10 protein-coding genes are annotated in these 11,864 nt (G+C 73.7%); 8 read left to right on the forward strand and 2 right to left on the reverse strand.

Annotation, left to right across the window (positions count from 1 at the left end; genetic code table 11):
- Window positions 1-1,402: acyl-CoA dehydrogenase family protein (locus VGR37_06050; protein HEV2146942.1), on the reverse strand; the 1,402-nt coding region annotated here is incomplete at its 3' end.
- 14 nt (window positions 1,403-1,416) lie between these two features.
- Complete coding sequence (locus VGR37_06055; protein ID HEV2146943.1) at window positions 1,417-2,223, reverse strand: SDR family oxidoreductase; 807 nt, start codon at window positions 2,221-2,223, stop codon at window positions 1,417-1,419.
- Window positions 2,224-2,379: 156 nt separating this feature from the next.
- Between VGR37_06055 and argC the strand changes: the two genes are divergently transcribed.
- From argC to metK, 8 genes are all read left to right on the forward strand, one after another.
- A complete protein-coding gene (gene argC / locus VGR37_06060) occupies window positions 2,380-3,372 on the forward strand; it encodes an N-acetyl-gamma-glutamyl-phosphate reductase (protein ID HEV2146944.1) in 993 nt (330 codons plus the stop codon).
- Window positions 3,369-4,139: an acetylglutamate kinase gene (argB, locus tag VGR37_06065; GenBank protein ID HEV2146945.1), complete on the forward strand. Its 771-nt coding sequence runs from the start codon at window positions 3,369-3,371 to the stop codon at window positions 4,137-4,139. The genes argC and argB overlap by 4 nt, the downstream gene beginning before the upstream one ends.
- Before the next feature lie 11 nt (window positions 4,140-4,150).
- The gene (locus tag VGR37_06070; GenBank protein ID HEV2146946.1) at window positions 4,151-5,332 is read left to right on the forward strand and encodes an acetylornithine/succinylornithine family transaminase; all 1,182 of its coding nucleotides are present in this window, start codon (window positions 4,151-4,153) and stop codon (window positions 5,330-5,332) included.
- Window positions 5,332-5,874 carry an N-acetyltransferase gene (locus VGR37_06075; GenBank protein HEV2146947.1) on the forward strand — a complete coding sequence of 181 codons (543 nt, stop codon included), beginning with the start codon at window positions 5,332-5,334 and terminating at the stop codon, window positions 5,872-5,874. Before VGR37_06070 ends, VGR37_06075 begins: the two co-directional genes overlap by 1 nt.
- Window positions 5,875-5,891: 17 nt before the next feature.
- Window positions 5,892-7,136, forward strand: coding sequence for an argininosuccinate synthase (locus VGR37_06080; protein ID HEV2146948.1), 1,245 nt, complete (start codon window positions 5,892-5,894; stop codon window positions 7,134-7,136).
- 140 nt (window positions 7,137-7,276) lie between these two features.
- Window positions 7,277-8,680, forward strand: coding sequence for an argininosuccinate lyase (argH, locus tag VGR37_06085; protein HEV2146949.1), 1,404 nt, complete (start codon window positions 7,277-7,279; stop codon window positions 8,678-8,680).
- Window positions 8,681-8,789: 109 nt separating this feature from the next.
- Complete coding sequence (locus VGR37_06090; protein HEV2146950.1) at window positions 8,790-10,298, forward strand: MDR family MFS transporter; 1,509 nt, start codon at window positions 8,790-8,792, stop codon at window positions 10,296-10,298.
- A gap of 351 nt (window positions 10,299-10,649) precedes the next feature.
- Window positions 10,650-11,795 carry a methionine adenosyltransferase gene (metK, locus tag VGR37_06095; GenBank protein ID HEV2146951.1) on the forward strand — a complete coding sequence of 382 codons (1,146 nt, stop codon included), beginning with the start codon at window positions 10,650-10,652 and terminating at the stop codon, window positions 11,793-11,795.
- The last annotated feature ends 69 nt before the right edge of the window (window positions 11,796-11,864 follow it).

Genomic DNA, 11,864 nt, shown 5'->3' on the forward strand with positions numbered 1-11,864 from the left:
CCCGCCCCACCACGGCCGAGAGGTCCGGGTCGCGGGTGGCCGCCGCGCACCGCTCCAGCTCCCCGCGCACCGGGCCCGGCCCGCCCACCGACTCCAGCGCCCGCAGGGTGTCCAGCGACAGGACGTTGGTGGTCCCCTCCCAGATGGAGAGCACCTGGGAGTCGCGCAGCAGCACGGGGATCCCGGTGTCCTCCACGTACCCCGCGCCCCCGAACGCCTCCACGACCTCGCTCGCCACGGCCACGGACTGGCGCGCGGTGGTGAGCTTGGCGACGGGGGTGAGCACGCGCAGGAGCCGCGCCTCGTCCTCCCCGATCTCCCCGGCCTCCAGGGCGCCCAGCAGCTCCACGGCGCGAAAGGTGAGGTGCAGCGCGCCCTCGAACTCCGCCTGGAGACCGGCCAGCGTGTCCACGTGCAGCGGCTGCTCCGCCAGCGGCGCGCCGAACGCCACGCGCCGCCCGGCGTAGTCGCGCGCCAGGGCGATCCCGCGCCGCATCAGCGCCACCGCGCTCACCGCGTTCCAGGTCCGGGTGACGTTGAGCATGGGGGTGATGCCGCGCACCCCGTTCTCCAGCCCCGCGACCGGGACGGCCGGGGTCCCGTCCAGCGTCAGCTCGGCGGTGGGGAGCTTGCGCGTCCCCAGCTTGTCCTTGAGCCGGTCCACCCGGATCCCCGCGAGCCGCCCCTCCGCGTCCCGCGCCTCCACGTAGAAGAGGGCGAGGCCCCGTCCGCCGGGGTCGTTCCCCTCCGGCCTGGCCAGCGTGAGCGCCACCTGCGAGGCCGCGGCGGAGGTGAACCACTTCCGCCCGTACAGCCTCCACGTCCCGTCCTCGTCCCGCCGCGCCACGGTCTCCGAGCGCCCCACGTCCGAGCCGCCGGTGGTTTCCGTCATCCACTGCCCGCTGGTCCAGAATTCCGCCGGGTCGCGGCTGATGAGGTGCGGCACGGCGCGCGCGGCCAGCGCCTCGTTCCCGGAGTCCAGCAGGGTGCGCGCGGCGCCGTCGGTCATCGCCAGCGGGCAGGAGTAGATGTCGGTGGAGGGGGTGAAGAGGTACGCCAGCGCGAACTGGTGGATCCGCGAGAAGCGGCCGTGGGCGCGCTCGTACGCCGCCGCCACCACGCCGTGCTCCGCGGCGATCCGCTCCGCCTCGCGCCAGAGCGGCGTCGGCTCGATGTGGTCGATGCGCTCGCCCCAGGCGCTCCACTGCGTCAAACGCGGCTCGTTGCACCGGTCGGCGAGCTGCGCGGGGTACAGCTCGGCGGAGATGCGTCCCATCTCCCGCAGCGAAGGCTCCACGTCGCCCAGCACGTCCGGCGGGAGGATGCGTGCGAGGAGCGAGCGGAGGGCGCGGTCCTCGTCGTACTGGTTGCCGAGGGTGGGGGGCTGCTGAAGGAAGGACATGGGTGGGTCCGGGCTCAGCGTAGTTTCTTGAGGATGGTCTTCGCCCCGCGGAGCACCAGTGAGCGGGGGAGCATCCGCCCGGCGAGGGTGCCCAGGCGGTTCAGCGTCCCGGGGACGACGGCGTCGTCCCCCGCCTCCAGCGCCCGCAGCGCCGCCGCGACGACCTCGTCCGCGGTCATGATCCCCGGGGTCCGCTCCGTGACCTGCGTCCCCGCCACGTCCTGGAACCCGGTGGCGACGGGGCCCGGGCAGAGCGCCTGCACGCGGACGCCGCTCCCGCGCTGCTCCTCCGCCACCGCCTGCGTCAGCGACAGCACGAAGGCCTTGCTCGCCGCGTAGACGGCCATGTCCGGGACCGGCTGGAAGGCGGCGACCGAGGCGACGTTGACGATCCCGCCGTCGCCCCGCGCCCGCATGGGCGGGAGCGCCAGGTGCGTGAGCTCCATCAGCGCCGTGCAGTCGAGGCGCACCATCTCCGCCTGCCGCTCCAGCGACAGCGCGTCGAAGCGCCCCTTCAGCCCGAAGCCGGCGTTGTTGACGAGGAGGTGCACCTCCCGCCCGTCCCTCGCCTCCATCCAGAGCACCCCCGCCGCCCCCGGCTTCCCCAGGTCCGCGGGGATCACCACCGCCTCCGTCCCGTGCGCGCGCCGCAGCTCCGCGGCCAGCTCGCGCAGCCGCTCCTCCCGGCGCGCGGAGAGGACCAGCTTCATCCGCAGCCGCGCCAGCCGCCGCGCGAACGCCTCCCCGATCCCGGAGGAGGCGCCGGTCACGAGCGCCCACCGCTCCGCGTACTCCCACCCCCCGCGGTCTCCACCCGCCATGTCGTTCTCCGTTCCGGTCCGTGCCGCCCCCTCCGCCGGGCGTCCCGCGGATTCTGTGCCCGTCCCGGTACGGGCGCAAACGTCCCGTTCGCCGAAAATGGATATATTCTCTTTCGAGTGGTTGACAATCCGGAAATCGGATATAAATTCGTCCGCATGAATAGCCGCTCTGTCGTACGGGCGGGCGTCCTCGGAGCCAACGGATACACCGGGCGCGAGGCCGTCCGCCTTCTTTCCCGCCACCCGTCGGTGCGGATCGCCTTCGCCACCTCGCAGAGCGAGGCGGGGCAGCCGCTGCGCCCGATTGCGCGGGGCGCGCCCGACCTGCCGCTGGTGCGGGCGGAGGACGCGGACCTCGGCGGTTGCGACGTGGTGCTCTCCTGCCTGCCGCACGGGGAGTCGGCGGCCTGGGCGGAGCGGGCGCTGGCGGCGGGGGCGCGGGCCATCGACCTGTCGGCGGACCTGCGGGTGCCGCGGCCGGCGACGCCGGAGTGGGCGCGCGGCGCCGTGTACGGGCTCCCCGAGCTGCACCGGGAGCGGATCCGCTGCGCGGCGCTGGTGGCGAACCCCGGCTGCTACCCGACTGCCGCCCTCGTGGCGCTGGCGCCGCTCCTCCGGGCAGGGCTGCTGGCGGGACCGGTGATCGTGAACGCCTCCTCCGGGGCGACCGGGGCGGGCCGCGCGCCGAAGCGGGAGCTGCTCTTCGCGGAGGTTGCGGAGGACTTCCGGGCCTACGGGGTGGGGAACACGCACCGGCACCTGGCCGAGATGCGCGACCAGGCGGCGGCCCTGGCGGGAGGCGGGGCGCCGGAGCTGGTGTTCACCCCCCACCTCCTCCCCGTGCGCCGCGGGATCCTGGAGACCATCCACCTCCCGCTGCGCGAGCCGCTGGCCGCGCCCGAGTCGCTTTGGGTGGATGCGTATGCGGACGAGCCGTTCGTGGAGGTGACCGCCGGCCGCACCCCCTCGCTGGCGGACGTCGTGGGGAGCAACCGCGTGGCGATCGGCGTCGCAGCCGTGGCGGGGGTCTCCACCCCCATGCTCACGGTGGTCGCCGCCATCGACAACCTCCTCAAGGGGGCGGCCGGGCAGGCGGTGCAGAACCTCAACCTGATGTTCGGGCTGGACGAAACGGAGGGTCTGGAATGAGCCGCGGGATCACGGTGGTGAAGGTGGGCGGGAACGAGGTGGACGACGCCGCCTGGCTGGCGCGCTTCGCGGCCTCGCTGGTGCTCCGCGGCGGATCGACCGTCGTGGTGCACGGGGGAGGGAAGGAGATCACCACGCTGCAGCGCGCCCTCGGCGCCGAGCCGGAGTGGCGTGACGGGCTGCGGGTCACCACCGAGGCCTCCATGCGCGCCGTGGCGATGGTCCTCTCCGGCGTGGTGAACAAGCGGGTGGTCTCCGCCCTCCTCTCGGCCGGCACGGACGCGATCGGCGTCTCCGGGGAGGACGGCGGGCTCCTCCGGGCGGAGGTGCTGCGGGGCGGGGAGCTGGGGAGGACGGGCGAGGTGGCGCAGGTTCGCACCCGGCTGCTGTTGGCCTGGCTGGAGCAGGGGCTCCTCCCCGTGGTGTCCCCGGTGTCGCGGGGGCCGGACGGGGGGCCGCTGAACGTGAACGCGGACGACGCGGCGGCGGCGGTCGCGGCGGCGCTGGGCGCCACGGAGCTGCTGCTCGTCTCCAACGTGCCGGGCGTGCTCCGCGGCGGCGAGGTGGTGCGGTCGGTGGCCGCGGACGGGGTGGAGGCGCTGGTGGAGGACGGGACCGCCTCCGCCGGGATGGCACCCAAGCTCCGGGCCGCGGCTCGGGCCGCGGCGGCGGGCGCACGGGTGCGGATCGGCGGGCTGGAGATGCTGAGGGACGCCGGGGCGGGGACGCGGGTGCTCCGCGCCCGGGCCCTCGCGGGGACCGCTTGAGGAGCACGGCCATGGCGACAGAGACCATCACGTCCGGCGGCGCCCTCCTGGGCGTCTACCGCCCCACTGGCCCGGTCTTCGTGGGCGGAGAGGGCTCGCACCTGATCGCGGAGGACGGGGCACGCTACCTGGACTTCACCAGCGGGATCGCGGTGAACGCCCTGGGCTACGGCGACCCGGACGTGGCCGCCGCGGTGCGCGCCGCGCTCGACGCGGGGCTCGTCCACACCTCCAACCTGTTCCGCACCCGCCCGGCGGCGGAGCTGGCGGAGTGGCTGGCCGGGCACTCCTTCGCGGACCGGGTCTTCTTCTGCAACTCGGGTGCGGAGGCCAACGAGGGGGCGATCAAGTTCGCGCGGCGCTGGGCGCGCGCGGAGGGCCACGAAGCGCGGACGGAGATCGTCGCCTTCCGGGGCAGCTTCCACGGGCGGACGCTGGGCGCCCTCGCGGCCACGGACCGGCCCTCGTACCAGGAGCCGTTCCGCCCGCTGATGCCGGGGGTGCACTTCTGCGAGGTGGGCGACGTGCAGGGCCTCGCGGAGCGGCTGCGCACCGGCCGGGTCGCCGCGGTGATCGTGGAGCCCATCCAGGGAGAGGGCGGCGTCCTTCCCGTCCCCCACTCCTTCCTGCGCGCGCTGCGCGTGCTCTCGGACGAGGCCGGGGCGCTCCTGGTTTTCGACGAGGTGCAGGTGGGGCTGGGACGCACGGGCCACCTGTGGGCGCACGAGGCGGCCGGCGTGACTCCGGACCTCCTCACCGTCGCCAAGCCGCTCGCGGGCGGGCTCCCCATGGGCGCGGTGCTGCTCACGGAGCGCGTGGCCGCCGCGGTCCGCCCGGGGGACCACGCCACCACCTTCGGCGGCGGGCCGCTGGTGGCGAGCGCGGCGCTGGCCGCCTGCCGCAAGATCGGCGACCCCGCATTCCTGGCGGAGGTGCGCCGCAAGGGCGCACTGCTCGCGGACCTGCTGGGCGCGCTGGCGCTGCGCCACGCGGAGGTGGCGGTGGTGCGGGGGGCGGGGATGATCTGGGGGGTGGAGCTGACGGAGCCCGCCGGAGACGTGGTGGCCCGCGCGCTGGCGGCGGGGCTGCTGCTCTGCACGGCGGGGCCGGACACGGTGCGCGTCGTCCCGCCGCTGGTGGCGACGGACGACGAGCTGGCGAGGGGCGTCGCGATCCTGGAGGAGGTGCTTTGATGCTGCTGGAGAACACGGGGACCTCCTCCGGGTGGTCGGGCGGGGCGTTCCTCGCCGCGCCGGAGGCCCCGACGCGGGAGCGGGTGGCGGTGCGCGCGGCTCGCGTGGCGGACATGACGCAGGTGGAGCCGCTGATCAACGGCTTCGCGGCGAAGGAGCTGATGCTCGCCAAGACCATCGAGCAGCTCTCCCGCAACTTCCGCGAGTTCGTGGTCGCGGAGACGCCGGACGGGCGCATCCTGGGGTGCGCCGCCCTGCGTGTCTACACACCGCAGCTGGCCGAGCTGGGCTCGCTCGCGGTGCACGCCGACGCGCACGGCATGGGCGTCGGCCGGAAGCTGGCGGAGCGCATCGAGGAGGAGGCGCGCCTGCTGGGGATCGGGACGGTGTTCGCGCTCACCCTGCAGGAGGAGTTCTTCCACCGCTGCGGCTACCGCACGGTGCCCAAGGAGATGTTCCCGCTCAAGGTGTGGGCGGACTGCCGGCAGTGCCCGAAGATCCATGCCTGCGACGAGATCGCGGTCGTCAAGGAAGTACTCTAGCGCCAGGAGAACCTGAGATGAGCAAAGAAACCATCGTCCTCGCCTACTCGGGCGGACTCGACACCTCCATCATCGTCCCCTGGCTCAAGGAGAACTACGCGGCCGAGGTGGTGTGCGTGGCGGCCGACGTGGGGCAGGGGGAGGAGCTGGACGGGCTCGTCGCCAAGGCGCTCGCGTCCGGCGCGAGGGAGTGCCACGTGGAGGACCTCCGCGAGGAGTTCCTGACGGAGTACGTCTGGCCCACGCTGCGCTCTGGCGCGGTCTACGGACGGAAGTACCTGCTGGGCACCTCCATGGCCCGGCCGATCATCGCGAAGCGGCAGGTGGAGGTGGCGAAGCAGGTGGGCGCCGCCACCCTTGCACACGGCTGCACGGGGAAGGGGAACGACCAGGTCCGCTTCGAGCTGACCTACGCCTGCCTGGCCCCGGAGATGAAGGTCGTCGCTCCCTGGCGCGAGTGGGACATCCGCTCCCGCGAGGACGCGTTGGACTACGCGGCACTGCACGGCGTCCCCGTGGCGGCCACGCGCGAGAAGATCTACTCCCGCGACCGCAACATCTGGCACGTCTCCCACGAGGGCGGCCCGCTGGAGGACCCGGCCTTCGAGCCGCAGGAGGACATGTTCCTGCTGACGCGGTCCCCCGAGGACGCGCCGAACCGGGCCGAGTACGTCACCATCGGCTTCGAGCGGGGCTACCCCGTCTCGGTGGACGGCGAGGCGCTGGGCGCCGTGGCGCTGCTGGAGCGGCTGAACGAGGTCGGCGGGCTGCACGGGATCGGCCGGATCGACCTGGTGGAGGACCGGCTGGTGGGGATGAAGTCGCGCGGGATCTACGAGACCCCCGGCGGCACCCTGCTCTACGCCGCCCACTCGGAGCTGGAGCAGCTCGTGCTGGACCGCCGCACGCTCGCGCTCAAGGACGCCGTCGCCCCCCGCTACGCGGACCTGGTGTACGAGGGCCGCTGGTGGACCACGGAGCGCGCCGCGATGGACGCGCTGGTGGACGTGACGCAGGAGCGCGTCACCGGCGAGGTGCGCCTCAAGCTGTACAAGGGCAACCTCACGGTGGCGGGCCGCACCTCGGCCTTCTCGCTGTACGACGAGCGCTTCGTCACCTTCGGCGAGGACGACGTCTACGACCAGGCCGACGCCGCCGGCTTCATCCGCCTCTACGGCCTCCCCATGCGCGTCGCCGCGCTGAAGGCCGTTCAGTCCGCGCCGGCCCTCGTGCCGATGCTGACGGACGTGGCGGCGGACTGAACGGGACCCCCCTCCCCCGGCCCCTCCCCCGCAAGGGGGGAGGGGAGCGGAAAAGCAGTTCCTCCCTCCCCCTTGCGGGGAGGGATTGAGGGAGGGGGTCGCCGTTTCGCACTCACGCACTTTCGCACTCACGTACTCCCATGGCATCCAGCGCCTCCGCCGTCCCCGTCGCCCGCCTCTGGGGCGGACGCTTCGCCGCCGGGCCCGCGCCCGAGATGGACCGGCTGAACCGCTCGCTCCCCGTGGACTTCCGCCTCTGGCGCGAGGACGTGGCGGGGAGCCAGGCGTGGGCGGAGGCGCTCGCCGCCGCCGGGGTGCTCTCCGCGGGGGAGGGCGCGGAGCTGCGCGCGGGGCTGGACCGCGTGGGGGCGCGGCTGGAGGGGTGGGGAGCCGCGGAGTGGGCCGCCGCCCCGGACGAGGACATCCACTCGCTGGTGGAGCGGCTGCTCTACGAGGAGGCGGGCGCGGTCGCGGGGAAGCTGCACACCGGGCGCTCCCGCAACGACCAGGTGGCGACGGACGCGCGGCTCTGGGCGTGCGGGGCGGCGTCGCGGCTGGACGCGGCGCTCCGCGGCCTGCAGCGCGCCCTGCTGGAGCAGGCGGAGCGGCACCTGGACACCGTGATGCCGTCGTACACGCACCTGCAGAGGGCGCAGCCGGTGTCCGCGGCGCACTGGCTCCTGTCGCACGCCTGGCCGCTGGCGCGCGACCGCGAGCGGCTGGCACAGGCGCGCGAGCGGGCCGCCGTGCTCCCGCTGGGCTCCGGCGCCATCGCCGGGTGCCCCTTCCCGGTGGACCGGGTCCTCCTCAAGGAGACGCTGGGCTTCCACGCCGTGTCGCAGAACAGCATCGACGCGGTCGCGGACCGGGACTGGGTGGCGGACCTGCTCTACGTCGCCGCCATGGTGGGGGTGCACCTGTCCCGCCTGGGGGAGGACCTGGTCCTCTTCGCCTCGTCGGAGTGGGGGCTCGTGCGCCACTCGGACCGCTTCTCCACCGGCTCCTCGCTGATGCCGCAGAAGCGGAACCCGGACGCCATGGAGCTGTCGCGCGGCAAGGCGGGGCGGCTGGTGGGGGCGCTCACCGGCTTCCTGGCCGTGCTGAAGGGGCTCCCCTCCGGCTACAACAAGGACCTCCAGGAGGACAAGGAGGCGCTCTTCGGCGCCTTCGACACCCTGGAGGCGCTGATCCCCGCCGTCGCCGGGACGGTGCGGGAGATGGAGATCGACGCGGCGCGCTGCGCGGCGGCCGTGGACGCGGGGATGCTCGCCACCGAGCTGGCGGACTTCCTGGTGCGGGAGGGCGTCCCCTTCCGCGAGGCGCACGAGAAGGTGGGGCTGCTGGTGCGCCGCGCCGAGGCGGGCGGGTGCGGGGTGGACGAGCTGCCCCCCTCCGCCTTCGCGGAGGTGGCGGAGGAGTTCGCGGGGGCGGACCTGGCGCTGCTCTTCTCGCCGGAGGCCGCGGTGGCGCGGCGGCGCGGCGTGGGGGGGACGGCGCCAGAGGCGGTGCGGGAGCAGGCGGCGGGGCTGCGCCGGATCCTCTGATCCGGCCGCGGCCGGCGGGCCGCTTGTGAGCGGCGCTGCCGGGGCGTAGGTTGCGGCGCCGCATCCAGGACGGCTGCGGCACCACCGGGTCACGGGCGCGGCGACGTAGATGTCTTCCCATACGGAATCCCCGGAGCGGCCAGCGCGGCGAACGCGCCGGCCGCTCGTGCTCTCGGCGCTGGTCCTGGCGATGTTCCTGGCGGCCATCGAGGGAACGATCGTCGCCACGGCCATGCCGAGCATCGCCGCGAAGCTGGGCGGCTTCTCGCTCTACGGCTGGGTCTTCTCGTCGTACCTGCTGATGCAGGCCGTCACCACCCCCATCTTCGGCAAGCTCGCGGACCTGTTCGGGCGGAAGCCCGTCTTCATCGCCGGGGTGCTGGTCTTCATGCTGGGGTCGGTGCTGTGCGGCTTCGCGCACTCCATGACGTGGCTGATCGCCTTCCGCTTCCTGCAGGGCGCGGGCGCGGGCGCGGTGCTCCCCATCAGCTCCACGCTGGCGGCCGACCTGTACTCGCTGGAGGAGCGCGGACGGGTGCAGGGGTACCTGGCGAGCGTGTGGGGGATCTCCTCCATCCTGGGGCCGCTGGCGGGCGGCCTGATCGTGCAGAACGCGGACTGGCACTGGATCTTCTGGCTCAACGTGCCGTTCGGGATCGTGTCGATGCTGCTGATCGGGCTCTTCCTGCACGAGCGGATCGAGCACCACGAGCGCAGCATCGACTTCGCGGGCGCGGGGCTGCTCCTGGTGGGGCTCACGGCGCTGATGCTGGCGCTGACGCAGGGCGGGGAGTGGGGAGCGGGGGCGGCGGGGGCGCTGGCCGGGGCGTCGCTCGTCTGCCTGTTCCTCTTCGTGCGCCACGAGCGGCGCGCGCCCGACCCGCTGATGCACCTGGAGATGTGGAGCATCCGGGTGATCCGCCTCGGCAACGCGGCCATCCTCGCGCTGGGGGTGGCGATGATCGGGCTGATCAGCTTTCTCCCCACCTTCGTGCAGGGGGTGCTGGGCCGCTCCGCGCTGGTGGCGGGCTTCACCCTGTCGGGGATGACGCTGGGGTGGCCCATCGCGTCGGTGGTGGCCGGGCGGCTCTTCGTCCGCCTCGGGGTGCGGAGGCTGGTGCGCGCCGGCGCCCTGGCGGCGCTCGCGGGCGCGCTGGTGATCGCGCTCACCGCCAGCCGGGGCGTCGTGCCCACCGCGCTCGGGGCGTTCGTCATGGGTCTCGGCTTCGGGCTGCTGAACACCACCTACATCGTCGCCATCCAGAGCAGCGTCCCCTGGCGGCAGCGCGCGGTGGCGACCGCGTCCAACATGCTCATGCGCAACATCGGGAACGCCATGGGCGCGGCGCTGCTCGGGGGGATCCTCAACCTCCGCCTGGAGCGGTACCTGGAGCGGACCGGCCTGTCCGGGCGCGTGTCGCTGGACAGCGTGCGCAGCCTGATCGGCGAGGGCGGCCCGGGCGGCGGCGCGCTGGACCCGGCGACCCTCCCGCTCCTCCGGGAGGGGCTCTCAGCGGGCCTGCACCTGGTGCTCTGGAGCATCGTCCTCTTCGCGCTCGCCACCCTGGCCGTGAGCTGGCGCGTCCCGGACCTGGCCCCCGCGGACCCGCCGGCCTGAACGGTGGGCTGCGGCCGCACACGCGGTGCCCCTTGCGGAGCGGTGGGACGTACGCTATACTCCGCGCCGTGCGACACCGCACCGCGGCGATTTCTCGCGATTGCTCCGCGTTACAAATGTGCTAAACCGCCGCGGGGTCCCGCGCGGAAACGCAGCGGGACCCTTTTTGACACCCGGAGATTCCGGCCCGCGTCCGCGGGCGGAGCGAGTGCTTTGAACGACAGCTTGGCGAGCTCGCTCCTGAAAACGGAAACCGCCTAAAGCGTCGTCAGGGCCCGCCGTCCTACCGACGGCGGGCCCTCGTCCTTTCCACGACGCTCGCCCCGCACCGCACCACCTTTCAGGAGAGCCATGAGCACCGTCCTTCCCACGCCCGTCGACGCGCCGGCCGTCGTCAAGTACACCTTCACCTCGGAGTCCGTCTCGGAGGGGCACCCGGACAAGGTCTGCGACTTCATCGCCGACTCCATCCTGGACGCCCACCTGCAGCAGGACCCGCGGAGCCGCGTCGCGTGCGAGGTGCTCTGCAAGGAGGACACGGTGGTGCTGGCGGGCGAGATCACCTCGAGCGCCACGGTGGACCTCGACGCCGTGGTCCGCGCCGCCATCCGCGAGATCGGCTACACGGACGCGGACCAGCCCTTCCGCGCCGACGACGTGAAGATCATCTCCTTCCTGTCGGCGCAGGCGGCGGAGATCGACCAGGGGGTGACCGCCACCACCTCGCTCGTGGGCGAGCAGGGCGCGGGCGACCAGGGGATCATGTTCGGCTACGCCACCGATGAGACGCCGGAGCTGATGCCGCTCCCCATCCTCCTGTCGCACCGCCTGGCGCGCGTCCTGGCGCGGCACCGCAAGGAGGGGACGGTGAGCTGGCTCCGTCCGGACTCCAAGACGCAGGTGTCGGTGGAGTACGAGGGGAACACCCCGGTGCGGGTCACCGACGTGCTGATCTCCACCCAGCACGCCGCGGGCGTGGACCGCGACGAGATCCGGCACTTCCTGGCCACCACGGTCATCCCAGAGGGGCTGGAGGGGTGGTACCACGACGACGTGCGCGTCCTGGTGAACCCCACCGGGAGCTTCGTGCAGGGCGGCCCCTCGGCGGACGCGGGCGTCACCGGGCGCAAGATCATCGTGGACACCTACGGCGGCGCGGGCCGTCACGGCGGCGGCGCCTTCTCCGGGAAGGACCCGTCCAAGGTGGACCGGAGCGGCGCATACTTCTGCCGCTACGTGGCCCGGCAGGTGGTGAAGGCCGGGCTCGCCAAGAAGGCCGAGGTGCAGGTGGCGTACGCCATCGGCGTGGCGCAGCCGGTCTCGGTGAAGGTGGACACCTTCGGCACCGGCGACGAGCGCGCGGCGGCGGACTTCGTGCGCGGCTTCGACTTCCGCCCGGCGGCCATCATCGAGCAGCTGAACCTGCTCCGGCCCTTCTACCGCCAGACCACCAACTACGGCCACTTCGGCAAGGCGGAGCTTCCCTGGGAGGCGTGAGCCGGACCGGACGGTGACGCCGTGAGGCCGGTCTCACCCGGCCCGCGCGGAAGGACGACGGCGGGACGG

This window comes from Longimicrobiaceae bacterium, from assembly GCA_035936415.1.
Lineage (GTDB): Bacteria > Gemmatimonadota > Gemmatimonadetes > Longimicrobiales > Longimicrobiaceae > JAFAYN01.